The organism is Mesorhizobium sp. WSM4823 (assembly GCF_055811195.1).
The window spans coordinates 1-24,848 of sequence record NZ_JBVVQL010000015.1 but is presented as its reverse complement, the minus strand read 5'-3'; the positions used below and the strand labels follow the sequence as shown (position 1 = coordinate 24,848).

22 protein-coding genes are annotated in these 24,848 nt (G+C 60.9%); 15 read left to right on the top strand and 7 right to left on the bottom strand.

The window, feature by feature from the left end; translation table 11 throughout:
* Nucleotides 1-102: 102 nt before the first annotated feature.
* Nucleotides 103-1,047, bottom strand: a complete 945-nt coding sequence (locus AC0L26_RS27275) for a MurR/RpiR family transcriptional regulator (protein WP_473635358.1) — start codon at nt 1,045-1,047, stop codon at nt 103-105.
* Between the two features lie 311 nt (nt 1,048-1,358).
* On the opposite strand from AC0L26_RS27275, the gene AC0L26_RS27270 reads away from it, so the two are divergent.
* From AC0L26_RS27270 to AC0L26_RS27250, 5 genes are all read left to right on the top strand, one after another.
* Nucleotides 1,359-2,186 carry an ABC transporter ATP-binding protein gene (locus AC0L26_RS27270; RefSeq protein ID WP_473635357.1) on the top strand — a complete coding sequence of 276 codons (828 nt, stop codon included), beginning with the start codon at nt 1,359-1,361 and terminating at the stop codon, nt 2,184-2,186.
* Nucleotides 2,183-3,043 (top strand): ABC transporter permease, encoded by an 861-nt coding sequence (locus AC0L26_RS27265; protein WP_473635356.1) that lies wholly within the window; start codon nt 2,183-2,185, stop codon nt 3,041-3,043. Before AC0L26_RS27270 ends, AC0L26_RS27265 begins: the two co-directional genes overlap by 4 nt.
* A gap of 70 nt (nt 3,044-3,113) precedes the next feature.
* Entirely contained in the window at nt 3,114-4,280 is a 1,167-nt protein-coding gene (locus AC0L26_RS27260; protein WP_473635355.1) for an ABC transporter substrate-binding protein, read from the top strand.
* 71 nt (nt 4,281-4,351) lie between these two features.
* The gene (locus tag AC0L26_RS27255; RefSeq protein WP_473635423.1) at nt 4,352-5,443 is read left to right on the top strand and encodes a Gfo/Idh/MocA family protein; all 1,092 of its coding nucleotides are present in this window, start codon (nt 4,352-4,354) and stop codon (nt 5,441-5,443) included.
* A 232-nt stretch (nt 5,444-5,675) separates the two neighbouring features.
* The gene (locus AC0L26_RS27250) at nt 5,676-7,112 is read left to right on the top strand and encodes an amidase (RefSeq protein ID WP_473635354.1); all 1,437 of its coding nucleotides are present in this window, start codon (nt 5,676-5,678) and stop codon (nt 7,110-7,112) included.
* A 310-nt stretch (nt 7,113-7,422) separates the two neighbouring features.
* Here the strand turns inward: AC0L26_RS27250 and AC0L26_RS27245 are convergent, their stop codons facing one another.
* Complete coding sequence (locus AC0L26_RS27245) at nt 7,423-7,572, bottom strand: hypothetical protein (protein ID WP_473635353.1); 150 nt, start codon at nt 7,570-7,572, stop codon at nt 7,423-7,425.
* A 529-nt stretch (nt 7,573-8,101) separates the two neighbouring features.
* Between AC0L26_RS27245 and AC0L26_RS27240 the strand changes: the two genes are divergently transcribed.
* The 5 genes from AC0L26_RS27240 to AC0L26_RS27220 all read left to right on the top strand — a co-directional run bounded on the left by AC0L26_RS27240 (nt 8,102) and on the right by AC0L26_RS27220 (nt 14,397).
* Nucleotides 8,102-9,025 (top strand): lipid kinase, encoded by a 924-nt coding sequence (locus AC0L26_RS27240; protein ID WP_473635352.1) that lies wholly within the window; start codon nt 8,102-8,104, stop codon nt 9,023-9,025.
* Nucleotides 9,026-9,784: 759 nt separating this feature from the next.
* Complete coding sequence (locus AC0L26_RS27235) at nt 9,785-11,089, top strand: tyrosine-type recombinase/integrase (protein ID WP_473635351.1); 1,305 nt, start codon at nt 9,785-9,787, stop codon at nt 11,087-11,089.
* A 96-nt stretch (nt 11,090-11,185) separates the two neighbouring features.
* Complete coding sequence (locus tag AC0L26_RS27230) at nt 11,186-11,821, top strand: hypothetical protein (protein ID WP_473635350.1); 636 nt, start codon at nt 11,186-11,188, stop codon at nt 11,819-11,821.
* A 75-nt stretch (nt 11,822-11,896) separates the two neighbouring features.
* A complete protein-coding gene (locus tag AC0L26_RS27225) occupies nt 11,897-12,145 on the top strand; it encodes a helix-turn-helix transcriptional regulator (RefSeq protein WP_473635349.1) in 249 nt (82 codons plus the stop codon).
* On the top strand, nt 12,142-14,397 hold the full coding sequence (locus AC0L26_RS27220) for an AAA family ATPase (RefSeq protein WP_473635348.1): 2,256 nt from the start codon (nt 12,142-12,144) through the stop codon (nt 14,395-14,397). Before AC0L26_RS27225 ends, AC0L26_RS27220 begins: the two co-directional genes overlap by 4 nt.
* A gap of 907 nt (nt 14,398-15,304) precedes the next feature.
* Here the strand turns inward: AC0L26_RS27220 and AC0L26_RS27215 are convergent.
* Nucleotides 15,305-16,051, bottom strand: coding sequence for a GNAT family N-acetyltransferase (locus AC0L26_RS27215; RefSeq protein ID WP_473635347.1), 747 nt, complete (start codon nt 16,049-16,051; stop codon nt 15,305-15,307).
* A gap of 290 nt (nt 16,052-16,341) precedes the next feature.
* Here AC0L26_RS27215 and AC0L26_RS27210 point away from each other — a divergent pair, with 290 nt between their 5' ends.
* Complete coding sequence (locus AC0L26_RS27210; protein WP_473635346.1) at nt 16,342-16,842, top strand: hypothetical protein; 501 nt, start codon at nt 16,342-16,344, stop codon at nt 16,840-16,842.
* 10 nt (nt 16,843-16,852) lie between these two features.
* Complete coding sequence (locus AC0L26_RS27205) at nt 16,853-17,296, top strand: hypothetical protein (RefSeq protein ID WP_473635345.1); 444 nt, start codon at nt 16,853-16,855, stop codon at nt 17,294-17,296.
* A gap of 135 nt (nt 17,297-17,431) precedes the next feature.
* Here the strand turns inward: AC0L26_RS27205 and AC0L26_RS27200 are convergent, their stop codons facing one another.
* From AC0L26_RS27200 to AC0L26_RS27190, 3 genes are read right to left on the bottom strand one after another with little or no spacing between them, the layout of a single operon-like run.
* Entirely contained in the window at nt 17,432-17,863 is a 432-nt protein-coding gene (locus AC0L26_RS27200) for a ubiquitination-like system serine protease family protein (RefSeq protein WP_473635344.1), read from the bottom strand.
* Nucleotides 17,850-19,031, bottom strand: coding sequence for a ThiF family adenylyltransferase (locus tag AC0L26_RS27195; protein WP_473635343.1), 1,182 nt, complete (start codon nt 19,029-19,031; stop codon nt 17,850-17,852). The genes AC0L26_RS27200 and AC0L26_RS27195 overlap by 14 nt, the downstream gene beginning before the upstream one ends.
* A complete protein-coding gene (locus tag AC0L26_RS27190) occupies nt 19,006-19,290 on the bottom strand; it encodes a multiubiquitin domain-containing protein (protein WP_473635342.1) in 285 nt (94 codons plus the stop codon). Before AC0L26_RS27190 ends, AC0L26_RS27195 begins: the two co-directional genes overlap by 26 nt.
* On the opposite strand from AC0L26_RS27190, the gene AC0L26_RS27185 reads away from it, so the two are divergent.
* Both AC0L26_RS27185 and AC0L26_RS27180 read left to right on the top strand, forming a co-directional pair.
* Nucleotides 19,289-19,759, top strand: coding sequence for a helix-turn-helix domain-containing protein (locus tag AC0L26_RS27185; protein WP_473635341.1), 471 nt, complete (start codon nt 19,289-19,291; stop codon nt 19,757-19,759). The two genes, AC0L26_RS27190 and AC0L26_RS27185, sit on opposite strands and share 2 nt — an antisense overlap.
* A gap of 1 nt (nt 19,760) precedes the next feature.
* Nucleotides 19,761-20,336, top strand: coding sequence for an ImmA/IrrE family metallo-endopeptidase (locus AC0L26_RS27180; RefSeq protein WP_473635340.1), 576 nt, complete (start codon nt 19,761-19,763; stop codon nt 20,334-20,336).
* A gap of 214 nt (nt 20,337-20,550) precedes the next feature.
* Here the strand turns inward: AC0L26_RS27180 and AC0L26_RS27175 are convergent, their stop codons facing one another.
* A complete protein-coding gene (locus AC0L26_RS27175) occupies nt 20,551-20,928 on the bottom strand; it encodes a hypothetical protein (RefSeq protein WP_473635339.1) in 378 nt (125 codons plus the stop codon).
* 384 nt (nt 20,929-21,312) lie between these two features.
* Between AC0L26_RS27175 and AC0L26_RS27170 the strand changes: the two genes are divergently transcribed.
* Complete coding sequence (locus AC0L26_RS27170; RefSeq protein ID WP_473635338.1) at nt 21,313-24,534, top strand: phosphoribosyltransferase-like protein; 3,222 nt, start codon at nt 21,313-21,315, stop codon at nt 24,532-24,534.
* Nucleotides 24,535-24,848: the final 314 nt, after the last annotated feature.

Genomic DNA, 24,848 nt, shown 5'->3' with positions numbered 1-24,848 from the left:
TCTCCCCGACGGGAGAAGGTGGCCGCGAAGTGGCCGGATGAGGGGGAGCCCCATATGCGATAGCGCAACGCCAGGTAACGACGGCGGCTGCGCAACTAAAACTCAATCGCCCAGCGGCTCCATCTCCTTGCCCGTCCTGTGGATCTGGGCATTGTATTTGATGCGGCGGACCGTTTCGCGGGCCGAGCCGTCGAGCTTATAGGCCGCCGCCACCGCCATCAGGTCGATCGCGGCCAGGAAGGCGAAGCGGGAGGCGGTCGGCTTCAGCGTGTCGGGATATTCTGGCACCGCCACCGTCAGCCTGACGTCGCAGGCGCGGGCGAGGTCGGTGTCGGGCGCGGTCACACCAATCGTATTGGCGCGGTAGTGCTTGGCAAGTTCCACCGCTTCAATCACTTCGCGCGTGCGTCCGGTCGCCGAGATGGCGACCACCAGATCGCTCGGCTTCAAGGTCGAGGCGGTCATGCGCATCAGATAGGGGTCGCACTGGGCGCTGACCGTGATGCCATAGCGAAACAGCCGGTACTGGGTTTCCTGCGCCAGCGCAGAAGAGCTGCCGCCGAGGCCGAACACCGTGACCTGGCGCGCCTTGGCGATGAGCTCGGCCGCCTTCACCAGCTGCGCCGGATCGAGCTGCCGTTCGGCTTCCTGCAGCGCCCGGCGTGCCTCGCCGAACACGGCGTTCCAGAACGGCATGCCATTGTCGTTGCTGGTGGGCGGCGGCTTGCTCAGATAGAGCGCGCCGACGACGAGGCTCTGCGCCAGCTTCAGCTTGAAATCGCGCACTCCCTCGCAGCCGATGGCGCGGCAGAACCGGGTCACTGTCGGTTCGCTCACCCCGGCGCGCTGGGCGAGCACGGCATTGGAAGCGTCGACCGCGAATCTGACATCGTCGAGCACGACATCGGCGACGCGCCGCTCCGCCGGGCGTAATTCAGCGTAAGAGTCCTTGACCAGCGAGATGATGTCGGGGATCCGCCTGACATGGTCGTGCCCCTCGGCCTCATCGCCGGAGGTCCGCCGTGCCTGGCCGTCAGCTTCGGTCATGAACTGAGCCCTCCTCTGCCGTTGGTTGAGCTGGACCTCTACCATGTCTGCGCATCGCTTGCCTGCTCCGCCTCATGCGATCCGCAACGTCTGTTGGAATGGCCATTCCTGCGGTCGGCTACCGAAGTATGTAGGAAAGCAACAAGCTTTTCAAGAAATAGAAAAACTAATTTAAACAACACTATAGACGCCTCTAGAGCGACCTTGTTGACGGCAGACGCGGTCGCCGCTTGACAGTAAAGTAGGATAGTTACAGACTGATTTTGCGGACAGATGACCCACTGGATCATCGCGCAATCTCCGAGGGGCGCATGAATACGGGCAGTGCAAAAACCCCGAAGCTTAGCGTGCAGGGCGCGACCAAGATCTATCATACGGCTTCCGGCGACCTTTTGGCGCTGGATCGCTGCAGCCTCGACGTTCACGCCAATGAGATCGTCTCGATCGTCGGCCCCTCCGGCTGTGGCAAGACCACGCTTTTGTGGTCGATGTCCGGGCTGCATCGCCTGTCCAGCGGGGCGATCCGGCTCGACGGCAAGGAGATCACCGGGCCGCACCCGGATATCGGCATCGTCTTCCAGGAGGCAAATCTTTTGCCCTGGCGCAATCTCGACGCCAACATCCATTTTCCCTTCGAGATCAAAGGCGAGAAACCGGATCGCGCCTGGATCGCCCACCTCGTCAATCGCGTCGGACTAGACGGCTTCGGCGGCAAGTTTCCGCGCGAGCTTTCGGGCGGCATGCAGCAGCGCGCGGCGATCGTGCGGGCACTGGCGCTGAAGCCCTCGGTCCTGCTCATGGATGAGCCGTTCGGCGCGCTCGACAGTTTTACCCGCGAGGAGATGAACCGTCTCGTCGAGGAGATCTGGCTCGATACGAAGACCACCATCGTCTTCATCACCCACAGCATCGAGGAAGCGATCTTCCTCTCCGACAGGGTGGTGGTGCTGAGTGCGCGGCCGGGCCGTGTCGCCAAGGAATATCGCGTGCCATTCCCGCGCCCGCGCTCACTGGAGATCATGGCGACAAAGGAGGTCTTCGACCTCACCAACACGATCAAGATGGACATTGTCGGCGAACGCGTACGGCCGAAGGCGCGGGAGCGCGGCACCGCCGAAATTGTGAGGATCAGGCCATGAGCGGAGGCGACACTATCCCGGAATTCTCCAAGACCAAGTCGGGCGCCAAGGCCGGTGAAGGGCACGAGGTTAGCCTGACCAATCTTTCGGCCTTCGCCAGCGGCCCCGGCATCAGGTCGGGCGCCGAGCTCGCTGCCATCATCGCCGTTGCGGTGATCATCATCGGCGGCATCGAGCTGGCGCTGCGGCTGTTCAATGTGCCCCACTACATCATGCCGGCGCCAAGCGCGATCGCCTACGCGCTGTTCGACGAGTTCCCGCTGATTGCGCCGCATCTCGGCTACACCCTGGTCGAGCTTGTTTCCGGCTTTTCGATCGGCGCCGTTATCGGCCTGGTAATGGCCGCGGTGATCACGCAATTTCCTTTCGCCGAGAAGATCGTCGCGCCCTACATCCTGCTCCTGGTTACCACGCCGATGCTGGCGCTGGTGCCGCTTCTGATCCTGCGCTTCGGCTTTGGCTACACGCCGCGCATCATCGCGGTGGCGTTGGCCGCCGGTCCGATGGTGATGATCGATGCGGCGACCGGCTTTCGCCGCGTCGACAGCGCCAAGATCGCGCTGGCCCGTTCCTATGGCGCCAGCACCTTGCAGATATTCTGGAAGATCCGGGCGCCGATGGCGCTGCCGATGATCCTGGTCGGGCTGATGATCGGCGCGATCTTCGGGCTTTTGACCGCGGTCGGCGCCGAGATGGTCGGCGGCGGCTTCGGCCTCGGCAACCGGCTGACCACCTATTCGTCGATGATCCAGATGCCGCAATTCTTCGCGGTGGTTCTGATCCTCTCGATCCTCGGCATCCTGATCTACGTGCTGTTCTTCCTGATCGGCAAGAAGTGGGCGAGCTGGGAGGCATAGGCGCAAAAGGTGACAGTGGCGCCCGGGAGGCGGGCGCCAGGGCAAAGCAATCAACAAAAAGGGGAATGCCATGACCAAAGAAAGTTCAATCAGCGATAGCGCAGGGATCAGCCGCCGCTACTTCCTGCAAGTCACCGGCGCCGGTCTGGTGACGGCCACGGCGCTCGGCGCCTCGGGTTTGAGGGCGCAGGCCGAGGCCTATGAAAAATTCACCTGGATCTCGCCGCGCGGCACGCTCGAAGTGCTGGACGACTATCCCTATTGGGCCGCCAAGAAGGCAGGCTATTTCGGCGATCTCGAAACCGACATGCAGCCGGGGCCGTCGGACGGCACCGCGACAGTGAAGTTCGTCGATGTCGGCCAGGCCGACATGGGCTTCCCTTCGCCCGGCGTCTTCTCCTTCGCCATCCAGAACGGCATGAAGCTCAAATCCGTGTTCCACATGGGCGCGCGCGACACGTTCAGCTTCGCCTTCCGCAAGGGAGAGGGATCGAACGACCTCAAGCAGCTCGAGGGCAAGACCATTCTGCTCGGCTCCGCCGCTTGGCAGTCGATCACCGACCCGCTGCTGGCGGCGCAAGGCGTCGACATCAAGAAGGTGAAATATGTCGAGGCGGGCTGGCCGACCTGGGGCACCGCACTTGCCGGAGGTCAGGGCGACGCCGCCCTGTCGTGGGAAGGGCTGCGGGCCGAATGGATCGCCAAGAACCTGGACTTCGAATACTGGCTCGGCGTGCAGAATTCGAAGCTGCCGGCCAACACTTTCGTCGTGCGCGCAGCAGATCTCGAGGATCCCGACCGCAAGGCGTTCCTGGAAAAGTACCTGCGCGGCTGGGCGATGGGCCTCGAATTCGGCTATCAGAATCCGCGCGCCGCCGTGGAAGCGGTGTTCGAGCAGTTCCCGACGCTGGCCAAGAATCTCGGGCCCGAGCTCGGCACCACTTCGATCCTGCAGCAGATCAACGTCTTCCGCGGCGACATGGACAAACGCGAAGGCTGGGGCTCGCACGACATGGCGAGCTGGCAGGGCTTCTTCGACGAGATCCACAAGATCGGCCAGATCACCAGCCCGGTGAAGGCCGAGGACGTCTGCACCAACGAGCTGATCGGCCCCGCCAATGATTTCGACAAGGCAAAGGTCAAAGCCGATGCCGACGGCTACAAGCTGTCCGAGGGCTTTGCGGCGCTCGACGTCGATAACATCAAGGCGCATCTGTTCGACTCGGCGGTCAAGTAGCGCTCCGGTAGGGCCATATGGGCGGCGACTGGGATCGCCGCCCCAAGCGAATCAAGAAAAGGGAGATGGCTTTGGCCGACAAGGTAAAAGTGCTGGTGGTTGGGCTCGGCAATATGGGCGCGTCGCATGCCAACGCCTATCACCGGCTGGACGGCTTCGAGATCGTCGGCATCATGAGCCGCTCGATCAAAAGCAACAAGAAAATCCCGGCGGAATTAGCCGGCTATCCGCTCTACGAGGATTTCGACCAGGCACTGAAGGAGACCAGGCCGGATGCCGTTTCCATCAACAGCTGGCCCAACACCCATGCCGAATATGCGCTGAAGGCGATTGCCACGGGCTGCCATGTGTTCATGGAAAAGCCGCTCGCCACCAATATCGAGGATGCCGAAAAGGTTGTTGCCGCGGCGCGTGCCAGGAACCGCAAGCTGGTGCTCGGCTACATCCTGCGTGTCCACCCCTCGTGGATCAAGTTCATCGAGGTCGGCAAGACGCTTGGCAAGCCGCTGGTCATGCGACTCAACCTCAACCAGCAGAGCAGCGGCAGCGCCTGGCACTGGCACAAGAACCTGATCGATTCGCTGATCCCGATCGTCGATTGCGGCGTCCACTATGTCGACGTGATGTGCCAGTTGACCGGCGCCAAGCCGGTCCGCGTCCACGGCATCGGCGCCAAATTGTGGGCGGAGGCCGACAAGCAGAACTACGGCCACCTGCACGTCACTTTCGATGACGGTTCGGTCGGCTGGTACGAGGCGGGCTGGGGCCCGATGATGAGCGAGACGGCCTATTTCGTGAAGGACGTGGTCGGCCCGAAGGGCGCGGTCTCGATCGTCGCCGGCCAGACGGCAGCCAGTGCGGCTGAGGCGGCCGAGGTGTCGAACTCCGCCGACATCGATCGCCACACCAAGACCGATGCGCTGAAGATTCACTATGCACAGGTGGACGGCGACAAGAATTTCAGTAAGCCGGACGAGATTGTCAGCATGGAGGATGAACCCGGCCACCAGGAGCTTTGTGACCGCGAGCAGGCATTCTTCCTGCGCGCCATCCGCGAAGATCTCGATCTGACCGAGCAAATGGATGCCGCAGTCAACAGCCTGCGCATCGTGCTTGCCGCCGAGCAGAGCATCGCGGAAGGGCGGACTGTCGAGTTGGCCTGAGGCCTAGCTCCGCCTTCTCCCCTTGTGGAGAAGGTGGCCACCCACGGGTCTTGCCTCCGGCAAGCCCGAGGACAGGCTCCGCGGCCGGATGAGGGTGTTCCAGCTTGGCACCGACGGCACTCCGTCCAGCACCCCTCAACCGTCTCGGCGCTGCGCGCCAATCCACCTTCTCCCACAAGGGGAGAAGGAAAAAGGGGCGCCGTTTGTGCTCGGCAGAACGAGGGAGGGAGACATGGCCGAAATCACCGACAGTTTCCTGGAAACCTACGCCGAGTCCGACGCGCTGGACCTAGCCGGGCTGGTTAAGCGTGGGGAAGTCTCGCCGGCCGAGCTTGTCGAGGCGGCCATTACGACGATCGAGCGGCTCAACCCGGCGCTGAACGCGGTGATTCACCGGCTCTACGACATGGCGCGGGCTTCGGCTGAGACGGTCGATAGAAGCGCACCCTTTGCCGGCGTACCATTTCTGCTGAAGGAACTGGCCTCGTCCTGGACCGGAGCGCCCAACACCAACTCCTGTTCTTTCCTGAAAAATGTCGTCGCCGATTTCGATACCGAGGTCGTGCGCCGCATGAAGGCGGCCGGCCTGGTGCTTGTCGGCAAATCCAATGCACCCGAGAATGGCTGGTCGATCAGCACGGAACCCAAGCTTTACGGCGCGACGAAAAACCCCTGGAAGGACGGCATCACGCCGGGCGGTTCGAGCGGCGGCGCGGCGGCGGCGATCGCCGCGCGCATGGTGCCGATCGCCGAGGCCAGCGATGGCGCCGGCTCGATCCGTATTCCGGCCTCCTGTTGCGGCATTATCGGCCTGAAACCGTCGCGCGGACGCGTCAGCCTCGCACCCTTCGGCGACTATTGGTATGGCGGCGCCTATTTCCTGTGCTGCTCCAGGACGGTGCGCGACACCGCCGCCTATCTCGATGCCGTGGCCGGAGCGCTGCCGGGCGATCCGTATACGCCGCCGGTTCCGGACGGCAGCTGGCTCAGCCTCTCGTCGCGTGCGCCGGAAAGGCTGCGCATCGGCTTTACCGTCACGCCGCCCAACGGCACGGCTGTAGACCCCGAGGTCAAGGCCACGGTGCTGGCGACGGTGGCTGCGCTCGAGCGCCTCGGCCATGATGTCGAGGAGTACGACATGCCGCTCGACGCCGATGCGGTGTGGAAAACCTACACCAATATGACCTGCGTGCAGACGGCGGCAACCTTCGGCTACCATGAAACGGTCATCGGCCGCCCGGTGACGCAGGCCGACGTCGAGCCGGTAACCTGGGCGATCATCGAGCGCGGCCGCGCGACGAGCGGCATCCGCCACATCTCCGATGTCGAGACGATCCGTCAGGTCGGCCGCGACATCGTCGGCGATCTCTCGCCCTACGATCTCTTCATCACCCCGACCTTGACGCAACTGCCGAGGCCTTTGGGATACTACGACATGTCGGAACCGGACATTGATCGCTACAATGCGAAGTGGACGGACGCCGTCTTCGCTTTCCCCTTCAACATCTCCGGACAGCCGGCGATCTCACTGCCGCTCGGCTGGTCCGCCGGCGGCGTGCCGATCGGCGTGCAGCTGGTCGGCCGCTATGGCGATGAAGCGAGCGTGCTCGCCGTCTCCGCGCAGCTGGAGCGGGAGATGCCGTGGAAGCACCGGCGGCCTGAGGTGTAGTGTGGGTTGCCCCGGGCCCAGGGCACCGGAGGAGGCGCCGTGGGTGAGCTGCCAACGTGCTGCGCGCCGCCATGGACTCCGGCTTCGGCTCGCTCAGCGCCTTTTCTCACACAGAAACGCACCACCGGCCGAAGCCGGTGGTGCTCTCTGGACAGTCTGTAGGGGCAGGACCGTCCAGGGATCCGAGGGGATCGGGATCAATGTCGGCTCTTCCTTGACCCAGGGCATCGGCCGAACAGATGAAGGAGCCCCCCGGCGGGCAAGAATTTTCGATAGTGCAGTGCGCCGGCGCAGCGCCCGAGTTGCAATTTTATTCGGCTGCTTCTGGAATTTCGCCTGAGGTGTCGTCAGAAGACTCTGCCGGGTCGTCCCCGGCCTTTCTTGCCAGGAACTTGTCCAAGGCTGCCTGCAACGACAGGGTGGCCTGCGGTGAGGCGGGCGTCGTCGAAACGACAGCCATCGCATGAGCAATTCCCCTCGTGGATTTATCCTTGGCCGCGGCAGACGTGGCGGCTCCGTGTCCTTGCGAGCCTGCTCCAGCCGAGTTTCCGCCGTTGCCGTTGCTTCCGCCATTACCCTTGCCGCCGCCATTGCCGCCGGGTCCGGCTAGGGCTGGAGAAGCGACAAGGGCGAGGACGGCGGCCGTTGCGAACAGACTGGTTCGAGTTTTCAAGGTTTTCTCCTTCGAGCCGCCCTCCCGCCAGGATGGTTCCAAGTATGTGAGGACTCTCTAATCTGAAGGTCCACTACTTAGCCAGTTTCGTTTAAATACAACCGCCCGCAAGGGACCTTGGTCCGAGGTTGAAACGCAAAAGTCCTGAAGTCCTATCGAGGAGAGCCTATTCCTCGCGGCGCAGCAGTACTTGGACATCGGACACCGTTTTGCCGCGGGGGAAACCTCGCCGGAGGTCAAGAAGCGAGGATTGGGGTCGAAATTTGCCGCCAGCCACCTTATGTGCGTGGCCATGAACCGTCCGGCCAGGCTCTGAATGAGCAAAAAAACCAACAGGCGCGCATTGCTGCTCCTCAATCCCAAAGCGCGGCGCGGCCATGAGTCGATGGCGCCTATTGTGGAGCGGCTGGAGGTCGGCGGGCTTGCCGTAACCGTCGAGACGTTCGAGGCATTGCCCGAGCTTGCACGAGATATCGTGCGCTTGCGCCATCTGGCCGACCTTGTGATCGTGTGTGGTGGCGACGGTTCGGTGTCGTCGGCGGCGATGGCGGTCGTCGAAAGCGGCCTGCCAATGGGCATTATTCCGATGGGAACGGCGAACGACCTCGCGCGAACGCTTCACATTCCGACAAATCTGCTGCAGGCCGCAGACGTGATCGTGCAAGGCAGAACTCGACGGATCGATGTCGGCACCGTCAATGGGCATGCCTTTTTCAACGTCGCCAGCATTGGACTGAGCACCGAACTGGCGCTGGGGCTCGACCCCGTTCTGAAGAAGCGTTTCGGCAGGCTTGGCTATGCGTTGGCGGCGATGAAGGTGTTGACCAGGGCCGAGCGGTTCCACGCGAAGATTACGGAAAAGGGTACGACTATCGAGGCCGAGACCTACCAGATTGCGGTTGGAAACGGAGTGCATTACGGCGGCGGCAACGTGGTGGAAGAGACGGCCGAGATCGATGACGGACATCTCGACCTCTATAGCTTGGAGATGACGAATCTCTGGAAGCTGGCGCTGATGCTCCGCTCATTCCGCTCCGGAACACATGGTCTCTGGCGGGAGGTGCGCACGGCCAGGTGCATCGAGTTCGACGTCGAGACGAAAGTGCCAATGCCGGTCAACACGGATGGCGAGATCGTCACCTCGACACCGGCCCATTTCAAAGTTCTGCCGAAGGCGATCTCGGTGCTCGCTCCACCTCTCCCGCGCGGGAGAGAAGCTAGCGCAGTCGAACCTAAATAACCGCCCATGTCGTAACGGCCCGGCATGTCGTAACAGCCTGGCACGTCGGCCGATGAGATGAAGAATGCCCGCGCCTCCGGGAGAGGTCGCGGGCAAAGGTCTGTTGGGATCAGAGAGGCTGATCCAGATTAATGTGGGTATCTTCCATGACCAGCGCATCGGCCAAATGGATGAGAGCCCGCGCCCGAGGAGGGGAAGGACGCGGGCTGATCGGAGGGAGCATCCGATCTCGCAGCATTTGTCTACTGGAATAACGCTGCTGGGACCGAACCATCGTCGATGCCCTGTGTTCCACACGTTTCACAAAAAAAACCGCCGAACCCTTAAAACGCTATGGCAAGGGCGCTGCCTTCGATACGCGGTTTGCGGTGTCGAGACTCCTGCGGCTGCGATCTATTCGGCACCCTGGCCTCGATCACCCGGATTTTGGATCCCTTGCCGGCAGGTCCAAAGTGCCGGTGCCGCCCAAAAACGAAAAAGACCGGAAGGGGATCCGGCCTACTTCGCATTGCTTGATTCCCTTGGGAAACTGGAGCGGGTGAAGCGATTCGAACGCTCGACCCCAACCTTGGCAACCCATTGATTCGACGACGCTTTTCGTCACGCCGAGTAACTCCTTCATCCAGAAAACGATTGTCTATGGGCGCGGGGAGCGGAACGATCAGTTCCGTCGAGTTCCGTCGAAAACCGCGCCCTGCGGCTCCCCTCGGAAACCCGGCGAACGATCAACGAAGAGGACCCGGACACCCGGGGGAGCAAATGGCCACGACCAGCAAGAAGCGCCTTACGAACCAGTTCCTTGAACGCATGACACCGCCTAAGACCGGTCGGCTAGAGGTCGGTGACGACTTGTGCCCCGGTTTAATCCTACGGGTCTCCGATCAAGGGGCGAAATCCTTCTCGGTGATCTACCGGGTCCTCGGCGAGGGCGGCCAGACCGAATCCGGCCGCCATTTAGCCGGCAAACAGCATCGAATCACGCTTGGAAGATGGCCGGTGGTCAGTCTGGCAGACGCCAGAGAGCGTGCCCGGGCAATCTTAGGCAAGGCCGGCGCCGGCGCAGACCCGAGAGCCGAGCTGGCCTCTAGCGTGCGAGAGCGGCGGGCAAATACATTCTCGGCGGTATTGGAGCGACATATAAGGCAGGACGCAGCAAGGACCATATCGAGCTGGCCAAACGTCGAGCGGGTGTTGCGCCTGCACGTTGTGCCGCATTTGGGTGACACACCGATTGCGGATATCCGGCGATCCGACGTGCACGAAATCATCGACAACATTGTTGCAAGCGGCCGGATTGGAACGGCGCGTGAGGTCCGCAAGCAGATGTCACGCATCTTCAACTGGGCGGCCGACCGCGAGCTCATCGCTAACAACCCACTTAGCGGTATGAAGCGAAACGATCTGGCGCGAAACACGGAGGCCGGACGCGCGCTCAGCGACATCGAAATCCGCTCGATCTGGAAAGCCGCGGAGGATCTGCGTTATCCATTTGGGTCGCTTTACCAAACACTAATGCTGACCGGCCAGCGTCGGGCCGAGTGGGCGTTTTGCAAGCGATCTGAAATAGACACAGACAATCGGTGGTTGGACCTCGGCAAGGAGCGCTTCAAGAGCCGCCGCGAACACATCGTGCCGATATCGACACAGCTATGGGCTTTGTTCGAGCGGCTGCCAGTTTGGGCCGGTGCCAACGACTACTTTGTTTTCTCGTCGCGGCATGGTCGCGTTCCGGTTGCCGGCTTCTCCCAGGGTAAGCGTGCGCTGGACGACCTGGCCCAGGATCATCTGCGGAAGGAGCTGGGCAAGCCGGAAGCTGTCCTCCAGCACTACCGGGTCCACGATTTTCGGGTGACGTGCGAAACGCGACTGGCCCATCTCGGTTTTAACCAGGAAGTTCGCGACGCGGTGCTTGGACACGCGAAGCCGGGGCTGCAAAAAACCTACAACAAGCACGACTACCTGGAGGAAAAGCGGCGGGCGCTGCAGGCTTACGGCGAGCATCTGATCGGAGTTGTGCGAAATGGCGCCGCCCCGTCTGCAACGACGCTCATAGCGGCAGAATGATGCGTTCCAGCAGGACGAGCACCGCGTCGGGCGGTCGGCATAAGAAGTCGGTCGTTCGATGCGGCGGGGTGGGCCAGCTTCTGTTATCGTCGTCAGATGACCTTCACGATCGAAAACGCGCAGTCTGTTGTTGGCCAGGTCCAAGACTTGGATGGGCAGCCGCTTTTTGCTGGAAGGGAGGAGAAGGTACTCCGAGCGATGATTGATGCCAAATGGGCCCACGATGGCGCGTTGGCGACCGAAGACGTTGCTGGCAACGGGCCGGAAGAGATCAGGGCTTTGCGGTCGGCAATGATCACCGCGTTTGATGCGCTAGAAACCACCCGGATAAACATCGCAGCCATCGACCCCGAATTGGATCAGTCCTATGAGAACCCTGACAGTAGGAACGATCTGAGAGGCCAGATACGCCGACTGCTGACGGGTCTGGACAGGCTCGACGCCGATCTCCCCGAAAAAACGGACGCCCGGGTAATTCGAAAACACTCGCGCAAAGTGAAGTCCAGCGGGCTCGCGGCCGCCGTCGATGTGCTGGGCGAATTCTGGGCGGAGGAAACGGATCTACCTTTTGCCGGCCAAATCGACGAGCGCGTGGAAAGTGACGGGAAAAAGTTCGCTAGGGGTCCTGCATTGCAGCTGGTGTATGCCGTCGCCCAGAAAATCGACGCGGAGTACACCCTCGATCAGTGTCGATACGCTATGAGGCGGCTCCGGGCTAAGCCTCTGGCATAGTCGCCCTTAGCGCCTTTGCGTCGGAACATGCGATGGGGGCATCTGCCACCGAGTCACCAGTGACCGGAGGTAAATGTGGCAGATCGCTTCATCAGCATGGACGAGGTCCTCGACCGCGTCTCGTTTTCCAAAACCCATATCTATCGGAAGATCGCGGCCGGCACGTTCCCAAAGCCTGTGCCGCTGGGACCGCAGAAGATAGGCTTCCTGGAGCAGGAGATCGAGCAGTGGATGACCGAGCGGCTGCGCGCACGGGCGGCCGGCGAAGGCGCCGTGGAACGGCACGAGCGCGCCTCCGCGCTGGCCAGGCATGGCGACAAATGAACGCTCGGTCTGATCCCACCGAACTCGCATCGACCGAGGCGTTGGATCTCGTGGCCGAGGTCAACGCGGCCGCCGCTGTCGAATTCCTCCGAGCCCACTTCAGCACCTTCAACATCATGACATTCAAGGACGGTCGATGCCTGCGCCCGCAACTGCCCCTGCCCGATCAGGCGAGGGCATTCATCGAGGAGCACGAAGGCGCCGACATCTATTTCTGCCCGGCCGATCTGTGCGACAGCGGCTTCGTCGGAAAGCCGAAGAAGTCCGATTGCCGCGGCTCGCGGTGGGCCTGGATCGACATCGACCCGCCCAAGGACATGACGGACGAGCTAGCGCTCGCCAAATGGCGTGAGCGCGTGCTGTCCGAACTTGATGCTGTCGATCTGCCGCGACCGCAATTGGTCGTGCTGTCGGGCCGAGGCATCTGGCTCTGGTGGCGACTGCCATCTCGGCTGCCGTCAGAGGATGTCGAAGCGATCAACTATGCCCTCGCCCAACGTCTCGGCGGCGACAAGTGCCACAGCATCGACCACGTCGCCCGGCTGCCGTTCACCAGGAATTCCAAGACCGGCGTAGTCGCCACCGTGCTGCGGGACGAGGCCGGAGTGACCGCGCTCGATCGTTTGCCGTCGGAGCGGCCGGGCACGCCTCCGCAGCCATCGGCCGATGTCGACATCGGCGACGACGTCGTTCCGTTCGAAACCGAAGAGGAATTCCGCGCGGTTGTCGCGCAGTTGAGATGTCCGGACCACACGAAGGAGCGCCTTATCCTGTCCGCCACGAACCCAGCTTGGGTTAACGATGGTCCCGATCCGATCAATGTAAACGATCGTTCAGCGGTCATGTTCAGCTTCGCCATAAAGGCGGTCACGGCAGGCATACCCTTGTCGGCAGTGCGAAACGCTATCCTCTCGCCGGCGCTACAGCCGATCAGCGCCCACCTGCTCGACACGAAGAAATACCCAGCCTCGCAACGTATCAAGGCAGCGACCAGGCAGGTGCAGCAGGCGCGTCAGCGCGCCGTGCAATACGGCATTGTAGCGCGCGGTGAGGTGGAGCCCGACGGTGTCACCTCGTCAGAACCGTCGGCCAGCACCGACCAGGTCGAGCCCCTTGAGATTGTCAGCCTTGCTCCGATCCCTGAAGATTTGCCGGCGCGGCCGTGGCTCGTAGAGGGCCTCATGATGGACGGCCAAGTGAGCATGCTGACTGGCCGCGGTGGCGAAGGCAAATCGCTGCTGGCCCTGCAACTCGGCGTGATGGTCGCTACCGGCGCCGAATTCGCATGGTGGTCGGCGAGGATGCAGCGGAACGTCCTGCTCCTCAACGCGGAGGACAATATCGATGAGCAACGCCGCCGGTTGGCGGCGGCCTGCAAGGTGATGGGCATCGAGTCGAGCGCGCTTGCCGACCGGCTATTCACGATCAAGGCCGAACGCCTCGTCCTGGTCCATCGAGACCCGGAGGACGGCAACAAGATCAAGACGACGCCGCTTTACAATCAGCTCATCCAAACGATCCGTGATCGGCAGATCGGCCTACTGGTCGTCGACCCCCTTATCGAGACCCACGTCAACCTCGACGAGAACAGCAACGTAGACATGAAGGAACTCGTCCTTCGCCTTCGCGCGATGGCGAGGCAGCTGGGGCTACCGATCTTGATCGTCCACCACAGCCGGAAGGGCGCAAGCGGCGGCGACCAGGATGGCGCCCGCGGCGGGTCCGCCCTGGTCAACGCTTGCCGCACCGTCGTCACGATCGAACGCATGACCGACACGGAGCACGAGAGGATCCACCCCCCCAGTGACAAGGAAGCGTACGCCCGGGTGACCGGCGCCAAATCCAACTACGCCGGGCGCATCGGCGACCGCTGGCTTGAAATCGAGCCCGTCGAGCTGCCGAACGGCGATCTGTCGCCAGGGTTTCGCAAGGTGATGTTCGGCACTACTGAGCAAGGTTTCGATGTGAACACCTGGCCCGAGCGAGACAGGTTCCTGGAGCTGGTACGGTCCGGGACCGGAAAGCGCCCGTGGTCGGCGGCGACCTCGGGCCCGAAGGGCTCGCGACTGGACGCGGAAGTTCGCGAGCGGTTCCGACTAGACGCAAAACAGGCGACCGAGATCATCGATGCCTTCGCCAAAGCGAAACTCATCGCGACCGCACGGTGGACGGGGCCTGATCGAAAGCAGTCCGACGTCTGGACCGTGGCCGGCGAGGATCTTCCGTTGCAGACCGAGGAGTTCCCGTTCTGATCACCGAGTATTGCGCCGTTCCGATGGCGCAAAGCCAACGAGCCCATCGACAAACGCTGGCGACCTCCCCACAAGCCTTAGGCTACCGGCGCACTTGTGCAGCAAATCCTCGGTGCCGATAAGGTCCGCGGCGCCGAATATTGCTAGCGTGCTAGTCGTGCCGTTGACCGCAATGGGTTCGCGCCCAGCGTGACCTTTCCGCTGGTACCAGCGAGCGACGTTATGGTCAGGTCTATATCGTTGAGATCCAGCTGGCCGCCTCCTTCATTGACGACGAACGGTTGCCTTGCCGAAGGCTGCCCATGGCTGCTGAAAGGTTGCCGTTGCTGACCGTCACGGTGTCGGTGATGATGTTCGCGCCGGAAACCTCATCATCTGCCGGGCCGGGGCGATGTCGCCGACAGACCAGAAATCACGCCCAAGATGGTGCTCAAACCCGCAACGCTGGCGCCAAAGCTAAGCGCGCGTCAGTCCCACCGCGACATACGCGATGCCCCGCTGGGCGTTAGCCCGCTCCGTCGCTGCGGATCGACCTGGCTTTGTTTCTTCGAAGGCGGGGCTCGACCGCGACCCGAGGCAACGCGAAGCTCGCCTCGCTGCTTCGACGCGATCGACCCGGTGAAGCGCGGGAGTTGAGCCGCCACAACTCCCGCGCCAACTCCTGCGGAACGCGCGGCGGTTGTTAATCGTCCCTTACCTATGGGGTAACAACAGCCGCGCGGGAGTTGTGGGGCGGCAACCCCACAACAACTCCCGCGCAGACGGCGTGTTGCCCTCATGGCCTGCAAGGGACATTCGCGATTTCGCCAAACCTCACGGCTGCGAATGATAAGATGACAGATCTGTCTGCTCCGGACGAACAGGAATTTTTTCGGCCGCCAAACCTGCCTGCCAGAGCACCCTACCGTTATCTGCCCGCGTCAGTCCCCGAAGGTTTCACAGCATCAATATAGAAAGTTCCGCCGACCACATCCCGGTGAAGTCCTGTCTGTTCGGCGTGCTTGGCTTTGCCGAAGTATTGCTTGATGCCGTCGACGTCGATTCGGACTACTAGATCCCCGCGCTGGGGTTCATCGGTCATGAGTGCGACTACCCGCCGCTCTAACAATACAGCACCGTCTCCGTGCCGCCGGCCCTTAACTTCCCAGACGGCAATTGGCTCGACCTCCGGCTGGTAGATAGCCGTTTCCGGATAGAAGGTGATTGTCACTTCGGAAACAGGGAGATCAGCGGGAAGATCGAAGTCGCGCTGCAGCAAGAGCTGCACGAAAACACTACTATGCTCGCTCGTATCACCTTGCCGTTCGAACCCTAGCTTCTGCCAGAACCCCAACGAATCCGGCGGGCTGCATTCACCTGAAAGCGCGTTTACGTTGTTGCCCCGAGCGCGTCTCAGCGAGGCCTGGACGAGCATTGTTCCGAGCCCTTGCCGCTGCTTGTCCTTTCGCACGCAGATTATTTCGGCGGCATAGTGACCGACTTGGAAGGCGACTGCTTCGCCTGCCTTCCGGATCACCCACAGGTCACCGTTCGCCAGTGCCCGATGGATAAGCTCCCGGTTCTGCCAAAAACTCTGTGTCCTCTCGTCATGCTCGCGCTCTAACCAGCCAAGGATAACGTCGAGGTCTGCCCGAGTTGCCTTTTCGACCTTCAAATCGAGTTCCTCGTCTACTCGCTTGGGTCTTCTCCTAGCAGCGTCCCCTTCAAACAGAAAGGCGCTCCTGAGGTAGATAAGCGCGCGGACTGGCCTCTACGACATCGCGGTTGCCGTGCCGGGGGACCCATTTACCGACAATCTGTTGAGTTTTTTTCCGGGGAGGGGTCACACCTCACCGGTGCCGGCAACCTGCATCCCACAGGCAGAACTTCAATGTATGCCCGTCATTCATTGACAGCGCAGCAGCCCCAATGTATGCCCTCTATACATTAACGCAGGAGGTGATGATGACGACGGAAACCGAGAAATTCACAGTCAACGTGAACAAGGACGCCATGACGGCGATCCGGGCCGAGGCTGACGACAAGGGCGTCGAGGCGAGCGCGCTGATACAGCGGGCCATTCATCAGTTTGCGATCAATACCGGACGGATGGATGATGCCACGAAGGGGATGCTGACCGCCCAATACGACACAATCGACGCGTTCGTGACGCTAGCGAAGCGGCTCTTCGACGAAGGGCTCTTCGACGACGATTTCGTGCTCACGGTGTTCAAGGCAGCAATGGACTCGCCGGCACTCAAGGCGCTCTACGAGCGCGCCATCGGTGGCGAGGCCAATGCCGTCAAGCTGCCAGGCAAAACGCCGCTGAACATGTATCTCGGCTGGTACATCAAGAATGCGGTCGGCGCCGAACCCAAGTTGGACGCGAACGGCCAGCCGGTCCGTTGCCAGGTTCGCGGCCAGCCCATTCAGACCTACACGCAACTGAGCCGGGGCAAGCTTTGAGGGGACGACGATGCAAATCACAATGGAAAAGTTAAAGGCAATGTCGCCTGAGCGGCGGGCAACGCTCTACGAAAATGCCAGGAAGCGCCACGAACAAGGCGGTCAAGAAATCATAGACCTAATCAACACGTCCGGCCTGCCGCTTCGTTCCGGCGGGATCACCTTCTCCGACCCGGTTCATATCCGCATGGAGGAGATCGCTTGGTCCAGTCAGGGCAAGAGACTCATGGTGGAAGCGACAGAGGCAGGTCTACCGGCCTTGGCAGGCGTTGAACCGTTGATCGTCGCCGACCTTGGAGCTCTCTACCACCCGCACGACCTCGGAACTGTCGACGCCGGCTCCATCGTTGGGGAGGTCATGCGTCACCTCGGGTACGAGCTCGCCGGCCGCGCCAACATGCCGGCAGGGTCAGTGGCGAAGACTGCCGCGACGTGGAGGCCACGGATTCGGTAGTTGCCACGCGATGGATCGCAGAGCGCCCTGGCGATGAGCCCGAGCATTCGCCATCATGGCCATTACAGGTTCGCCTCGGCCGCGCGTGTATTGAATGACAGATCTCTCTGGCCGACCGCTCAAAGAGGTGGGACATTAGCGCCATAACCCCTTTATCGCCGCAACCGTCGACGTGTAAGCAACCTGAGCGCCAACCAGCAGTCGACGAATCCAACTGGGCCTCGGTGGTGCGAGACGCACAGCATCTTCGACATCCCGCCTTTGCACAGCGGCAATGGCCTCAGGTGACATCGACCTTGCCCATAGAACACGGTTGTCCGAAACGATGTAATGCGACCGGCAAGGAAAACTCCAGTTGCCAACGGAAGGGGTCAGTGAGACCCTGCCATTTCGTTCGACTACGCCCCATTTGGCGGGGTTCAGCGGCGTCACCACTTCAAGACCGCAGCCGCAACAGCAAAGATGGGTGGCCGTCGAAAAACGTCGCGAGACGTACAGGACGCCCGCCTCGACATCGTCGGGGATGTATTCGACGAACCTTGGCTGAAGACGATCAACCGGCGCCATCAGGTCCCTCGGTGATGATTTCGCCACTCGCAATCGAGTACCCAAGGTACACCGACTGCCGGCTATCCCGGTAGATCGTCATGAGCTTCTTCCACTGCATAACCGCCAAGACGGCGTTCAGCGCGTTCAGTTCTGCAATCTGGATGTTGCTGGCATATTCATTGGCGCCGCTGGTGTCGTCAGCATAGGAAATATGCGGCACGGCCAGATCGCGTGTCTTGGGCGTGCTGACGGTGGCACGTACTATGCCGCCAAGGCGCCCGTCGTCGACCGTCACGCCCATGCCGACCTCGACGAACGAAATGCCATTTGCAACGAGATAGTCAATGACTGTGCGCTTGGCCGGGCCAACGTCCATGCAGACGAAAACGAAATCGAGGCCAGCTAACGCCCCCACGTTCGTCTCGTCGAGAAAGAATGCGTGCGGTTTGATTCCACGGTGCAAGCGCGAGTAAACGCCAGCAAACCGGTCGACTTTCAGCGCGCCCTCTTTCAGCTCGTCCAGGCTGGCAGCCCCGGGTGCCCGGAATGCGTTGTGCTGGGAAAACACGTCGCCATCGAAGAGGTGGATTTCGGCGACAGAGGTCTTCGCGACGAGATCAAGGATATAGGTGCCGGTGCCGCCGAGGCCGGCAATGCCGATCCTTTGGCCGGCAACCTTGGCGTTGATAGCACCGATCCCCGCGCGGCTCGTTGCCGTGTCGACATACTGGAACACTGACTCCTCGGCCTCGGCTGCGATAGCTGCAAAAATCCGGGCTGTGGCGGTCGAATCGAGCTTTGCTGCCTCGCCGGCGATGCGCCCTATGTATGTCGTCATCTTGTGGTGGTAGTCGCGGTAGTCGGCCTTGGCGGAGAAAGTAAAGGCCGCATGCAGGCCAGGGGCCAGGTCCTGCGGCCCGGCACCATTTTCGATCGACCTGATTTTGGCGCCGTCTGCATGGCACGGGTGTGCTCCGGTCCAGTAGCAAACATGCTTGCCGGGTTTCACGGTGACATCTCCCGACAGCGACAGCGGTGAGATCAGTGTCGCGCGTTCTATGCTGCATGTGGAAGTGACAAAGGGGACGTTCCTGACAAGCAGGAAACCGTCCCGAATGTCGACGTCATAGCCCTCATTCTGCAGGCGGAGCAGATCAGGACTAAGAGCGATTGGTCGACGTGACATCGAACTCCATCCCGTCCTTGATTTTCACCGACTGGCCTTCGACCAACGTGCCCGCCGGCTTGTTTCCTTGTCCGCGGGTGTACTGGACCGTGTACTGGATACCATCGCCGGTGGGGTGGCCGGGAAAGGCGATCTCCACCACCTCTTCGAAGGTGACTTCCTCGTTCTTGGGCAAAGTTTTCGCACGTCCGTTCACGATGATCGTGACGGTCTTCTCCTTCCCCTGCGGAGCATTCTCGGTGATTTCGGCGGCGATCATGGGTTCTCTCCTTGGTGTCGGTTTGAGCAATCAATTGCGAACTCGCAATCGATTTGATACCTGTAGGGGAGATTCGGGAGAGTTGCAAGATCGCAATCGATCCCTTTTTCGCAATGGAGGTGACGTGGCCGATAACTTTGATACTGAATCTTTCTATGCAGCACTCAATGCGGCTCGCTTGAGCCAACAAATGACTTGGAAAGATGTCGCGGAGGCGACCGGAGTGGCCGCCTCGACATTATCCCGGATGAGCCAGGGTGCTAAACCCGATGTGAACGGGCTGGCTGCCCTTCTGAAATGGTCGAAGCTCAAGGCCGAATCGTTTATTCCTGGAACGACAGCAGGCGAGGCACCGCCACTGGCTAAGATCACCGCGCTCTTACGCGCCGATCCCAACCTTACGCCGACGAACGCCAAGCTAATGGAAGAGATTGTTCTCAGCACCTACAACAGGTTGAAGGAGAGCTGACTTGGCATTTCGGCATGGCTTCAAGGCGGACGCCAACCGCATCGCGCTTAAAGTGCGCGAGCAGATGGGCCTTGGCCCGATCGCCCCGATCGATCCCATCGGGATTTGCACCGAGTTCGATATTGTCTTGGTGAAGCTCAGCGAACTCGACTGCGACGCCAGAGCATTTCTCGGTAGGGATCAGTCGACATTTTCTGCCGTGACCGTGCCGCGCGGTGCGACCACTGCGATCGTCCACAACGATTCGCACCATCCGCTCCGACAGCGCAGTAACATCTGCTACGAACTGGCGCATTGCTTCCTTGGACATAAATGCACGCCGCCGCTGACAGTAAAAGGTGAGCGCTCCCGAGATGGTGGAATCGAGGCAGAAGCCAACTTCCTTGGCGGCTGTCTACTCATCTCAAATGAAGCAGCGCTCAATATCGTCAGCCAAGGGCTGATATCGGTTGCCAAGCAGCTCTATGGCGTCAGCCAACCAATGCTGGACTATCGATTGCGCGTCAGCGGCGCCCACACCATCCATACGCGCAAGATTAGCGCGGGCAGCCGCAATCGTGCCGGCGCCACTTCCTAGGCTGGCGATAAGTCGCCGCTTGTTGAGCTGAGCTGGCGGACTGGCCCCCATCGCTGCGCGGTTGCCGCGAGGGGGGACCCGGAAGAAACCGGTGCCAGCGTTTTTTTTTTTGACCGGGGAGGGGTCCCTCAACGTCTGACAGCGGCGCCGGCGTCGCAACATGCAGGCCGGCGGCGGAGTTCGAGCGCTACAGCAACCAGGGAAATCGTGCGCGTCAGGTTAACTGACGCAAGCCGCCTTCCAAAATCTTCCGCGCTGGGTGCCTCGATGGGTACGCCTTCGCGAGCTTTGCCATCGAATGGCGCATCTGCTCAACGAGCCAGCTACTTTCCACAGCCTTGTCTATCATAGCGTTCAGTCGCTTCTTGCGATTCGTCGAAATCGATCGATGATTGCAAGCATCGACGGCGCGGATCGCATTCTCGAAATCCTGCCACATCGAGGCGATTTCAGATCGAAGCCGTGGCGCGCGAGCGTCCGGTCCATCAGGAAGATGCTTGATCGAAGCCACCCTGTTTCGCGCAACCATCACGTTGATTGCGTCGTCGGTTAATCGGTCGCTTATATCCTCAAAGAGCGAGACATTGCCCATTTGCTGATCCTCCCTGGCATTGACGCTAGGTCATGCTTCAAGATCACGGCTTCTTTTTGGCCAAAGTCGCTGCCATTGATGACCTTAGAAGCGGCCCAAGAAGCATCATCTCGGCTGGCGCTCCCCGTAGGCTCCCCGAAACAATTTTCGAGACAGCGACTTCCAACGTATTCCAGCGTTTTGCGCGCCGGCACCCTAACCTTAGTTGGAGTATGCCAGACTTTGGCATCGTAGGGGTGACAGTAGCGGCTCTGAATGACCGGTGTTGGCCGTGAGAAGTCCGTCCGCTTTGTAGAGGTGCTGTTGATGATTGCTATGCCGGCAACTCGCTAGCCGTTAAGGTGCGAAGCGAATATTCGTTTCCAAGAGGTGAGGGCCTGCATAATGTCGATCAGCGAAGTGTCGGTCGACCCCGATTCGCAACAGCTGCTAGACAGCTTCGAGACCGCGGTTGCCGCAGGCGACGAGGAGGCTACGCGTCGGGCCCTCCGCCGATACCTCTTCGCCGTCCAGGATTTGCCGTGTGAGGGTTCGCTGGCCGACGCTATCGCGTCTATGGCTCAGCATCCATCAGGCAAGGAAATACCTGCCGTAGTGGTGTTGCGCGCATTGTCGGCACCCGGCGTCGTACCTGCCAATGCGTCCAACAGCATGGCGCGCTTTGTGGTGCAACTCATCGAGGGCGCCATGCCCGACCTTCTAAGCTTGGCCAACATCGGGCCAAAGATGCAGAACTTCCAGAAGTTTGTAGCCCTCGAAAACGTTCATCAGCAGGTACTGGGTCGTCTGCAGCCGCTTCGCACGTCATATAGTTCAGTAGATTCGCTGATCGCTGCCAAGGCTGCGATCATGGGTTGTCTACGGCATCCGTTGGTCAAGCAGTATTGCCGCCCATACCACGTCAGCGAGGTAACCGAAGCCGTCGACGCCCTGATCGGCAAAGTCGCGCGTGTCCATCGCATAGAAGGCACTTTGGCCGACGACGTGGATGCCCTCCATAAGGAGATCGCGTCGGTACGGTCGATGGCGGCTCAGCGGCCGTCTTTCCTGACTAGCGATCACCTTGTGCCCTTCCTCAACCACGCGAGCGAGGCACTGGATGGCTTGCTCTCAAGCGTGCGGGCAAGGTTCCGGTCGACGATCCAGCGGTCTAACTTGGTGCCCGAGCTGCAGAAGCGCTATCCGCTACACGAGCCCGAACGGGAACTTCGGGTGATCGTGGCCATGCGCAATCTTGGGCCTGGGAACGCGACCGGCGTTACGTTCCGATTCACCAGCACAAGCGATCTTGTTCTGGTCGAAAACGCGGAGGTAAGCCTTGGAACGGTTCCGCCCGGTGAGTTCTCGATCGCGATGCGGGTTGTCATTGTCGAGCCATGCGACTCGTTCACGGCTGACGTGCACGTCACCTGGGGAGAACTGGGTAGCATCAAGCCCAGTGAGGACCTTTTCGACGTCCGGGTGCTAGCGCAGCGAGCGGACATCGACTGGGCTAGGTTCAAGTACATCAACCCGTACGCGGAGGCGCCTGCGAGCGGCGGGCGCTTCATCGGCCGGCAGGAGCAGGTGCACACGCTTGTATCACGTATTTTGCAGACGCCGATGGAGCCCACGTACATCGACGGTCAGAAGCGGGTCGGCAAGACGTCGCTAGCGCAGACGGCCGTCGATGAGGCTGTTCGCCACAACCCGAATAGAAAGCTGCACAAGCTTTACATTCTTTGGGGCAATCTGGCGGCCGAGGACTCGCGAGCCACGTTGCGTAGCCTGGGTAGAGAAATAGAGGAGTTCGTCTTCGGCCACCTTCCGGACAGCGGGGGTTATGAGCGGGGAAACTACGACGGTACGCTTGCGCCACTCCTCAAGCTCTCTCAGCACGCGTCGTCGATAGATCCCGAGCGGCGTTTCGTAGTCATCATAGACGAGTTCGACGACATCGCGCAGGAGCTGTATCTGCAGGGTAACCTCGCGGAGACGTTCTTCGCGAACATAAGGGCAATCACTGCAACGCCGAACATCTGCCTGCTGCTCGTCGGCAGCGAGAACATGCCTTACATTATGGATCGGCAGGGCCAGAAGCTGAACCGCTTCTCAAGGATCAATCTCAGTTACTTCTCCCGGGCGAATGAATGGGAAGACTTTCAACAGCTCGTCCGGCACCCGTCCGAAGGCGTCCTCGAATGGCACCTCGACGCGATTTCGGAAGTGTTCAATTTTAGCAGCGGTAACCCCTACTTCGCGAAGATTGTGTGCAAGGAGGTGATGGCCCGCGCTGTCCGGGAGCGGGATGCTGACATAACAGCAGAGGAGGTCAGTCATGTGGTCCAATCCACCATCGCCCGCCTTGAGAGCAATCAGTTCGCGCACATGTGGCAGGACGGGATTTACAGCCCGATCGAAGAGCGTGAGACAGTCGCCCTAAAGCGTCGCCGCACGCTGGCCGCAATAGCCCGCTGTCTACGGGCCGGGGAGCCTGCCACCCTCGCGAACATTTATGCCCAGTCCGGAGCCACACAGCTTTCCGAAGGAGAACTCACATCGCTTCTGGGCAACTTTGTCGCGCGGGACGTGCTCCTGGAGACGCAGGGCGTCTACGACTTCAAACTGCCTATCTTTCGCTTGTGGCTCATGGGTGTAGGCCTAAGCCGCCTTGCCAATGATAGGCTCTCGGCGGAACTGGCCAGCATCGACCAGCAGCTCGACGAAGACGCGCGTGTCGCGGCCGACGAGATAGTAAGCCTTACGAATGGGTGGCCTCCATACCGCGGCACACCTGTCGGACCGGAACGGGTCAGAGCGTGGCTGTCGCAGCGCGAGAGCAACCGCGATCAGCGGTTGCTCTTCACTCTGTTAAAGTCTGTGCGTGTCGTCAGCTTGGAGGAGAATCTGCAGCGTCTAAAGAGCGCTGGAAATGTCATTCGGGAGACGCTGGGGGTACCAACGAGGAAGAAACTGAGTGATCGCCGAGACGACGTCGTCATCACCTATGTCGACGGCGAGGGAAAGAGCGGGCAGCGCTACGCGTCCGACTTCGCCGAGGAAAATAAGATCTCAAGAAACGCCATCCTCGCGCCATCCTCGTTTGAAGAAGCGTTCCGCAAGTTCACCCTCACTTATCGTAACGGGGATTCGCCTAAGGCCGTTGTGATCATCGACGACGTCGTTGCGACTGGAAAGTCGCTGGCCAGGAACGTTACTCGCTTCGTCGAAGAGCATGCCGGGTTGCTGGCGGGGGCTCGGCCGAAGATTCTTGTCTACTCCCTATTCGCGACCGAACAGGGAATGGATCGCGTACGGACCGCCATCTCTGCACTGGCCTACGACGATATCGACTTTCGCGCGGGCGAGATGCTCACGGATGACGCCTTCGCTTTTGCTGGGGAAACCGGCGTGTTCGGCACTGTGGGGGATCGGGACCGCGCAAAGGCGCTTGTCGAGGACATCGGTGCCAAAATCTATCCGAACAACCCGCTAGGTTACGGCGGGCAGGGGCTCTTGCTAGTAATGCCGCTTACTGTCCCCAATAACACCCTCCCGATCTTGCATTCGAGTTCGAAGGACACCGAACCAAGATGGCAGCCCCTATTCGAGCGGCTGGTCAATTGATCGATTGGCCCGGCGACAGGGGTAAGACGCACCTTAAAAGTCGAACGCCTGACGCTTCTGTTCGTCTGCGACCATCGCCCCTGCGGGTCTGAGCAGCTGCTTATAGTCAGAACCCGCGGGATGCCCAGAGTTTTGACCGCCACTCCCTCGAGTTGGAGCGTCTGCTGCCAGCCCAATGATGCCACCGCCATCGGGCGAATTTGAGCCTATTGGTTGACCACTGTCGCTCGCGTCACTTGCGTGTTTCGGTAATTCCCGGACACCCTTTTCGCTAAATCCCGGACAGTGATTTCAGTAATTCGCGGACAGCGATT

Coding starts and splice junctions, on each gene's coding strand:
- AC0L26_RS27275 (WP_473635358.1), bottom strand. CDS start 1,047: ATGACCGAAGCTGACGGCCAGGCACGGCGGACCTCCGGCGATGAGGCC.
- AC0L26_RS27270 (WP_473635357.1), top strand. CDS start 1,359: ATGAATACGGGCAGTGCAAAAACCCCGAAGCTTAGCGTGCAGGGCGCG.
- AC0L26_RS27265 (WP_473635356.1), top strand. CDS start 2,183: ATGAGCGGAGGCGACACTATCCCGGAATTCTCCAAGACCAAGTCGGGC.
- AC0L26_RS27260 (WP_473635355.1), top strand. CDS start 3,114: ATGACCAAAGAAAGTTCAATCAGCGATAGCGCAGGGATCAGCCGCCGC.
- AC0L26_RS27250 (WP_473635354.1), top strand. CDS start 5,676: ATGGCCGAAATCACCGACAGTTTCCTGGAAACCTACGCCGAGTCCGAC.
- AC0L26_RS27245 (WP_473635353.1), bottom strand. CDS start 7,572: ATGGCTGTCGTTTCGACGACGCCCGCCTCACCGCAGGCCACCCTGTCG.
- AC0L26_RS27240 (WP_473635352.1), top strand. CDS start 8,102: ATGAGCAAAAAAACCAACAGGCGCGCATTGCTGCTCCTCAATCCCAAA.
- AC0L26_RS27235 (WP_473635351.1), top strand. CDS start 9,785: ATGGCCACGACCAGCAAGAAGCGCCTTACGAACCAGTTCCTTGAACGC.
- AC0L26_RS27230 (WP_473635350.1), top strand. CDS start 11,186: ATGACCTTCACGATCGAAAACGCGCAGTCTGTTGTTGGCCAGGTCCAA.
- AC0L26_RS27220 (WP_473635348.1), top strand. CDS start 12,142: ATGAACGCTCGGTCTGATCCCACCGAACTCGCATCGACCGAGGCGTTG.
- AC0L26_RS27210 (WP_473635346.1), top strand. CDS start 16,342: ATGACGACGGAAACCGAGAAATTCACAGTCAACGTGAACAAGGACGCC.
- AC0L26_RS27205 (WP_473635345.1), top strand. CDS start 16,853: ATGCAAATCACAATGGAAAAGTTAAAGGCAATGTCGCCTGAGCGGCGG.
- AC0L26_RS27200 (WP_473635344.1), bottom strand. CDS start 17,863: ATGGCGCCGGTTGATCGTCTTCAGCCAAGGTTCGTCGAATACATCCCC.
- AC0L26_RS27195 (WP_473635343.1), bottom strand. CDS start 19,031: ATGTCACGTCGACCAATCGCTCTTAGTCCTGATCTGCTCCGCCTGCAG.
- AC0L26_RS27185 (WP_473635341.1), top strand. CDS start 19,289: ATGGGTTCTCTCCTTGGTGTCGGTTTGAGCAATCAATTGCGAACTCGC.
- AC0L26_RS27190 (WP_473635342.1), bottom strand. CDS start 19,290: ATGATCGCCGCCGAAATCACCGAGAATGCTCCGCAGGGGAAGGAGAAG.
- AC0L26_RS27175 (WP_473635339.1), bottom strand. CDS start 20,928: ATGGGCAATGTCTCGCTCTTTGAGGATATAAGCGACCGATTAACCGAC.
- AC0L26_RS27170 (WP_473635338.1), top strand. CDS start 21,313: ATGTCGATCAGCGAAGTGTCGGTCGACCCCGATTCGCAACAGCTGCTA.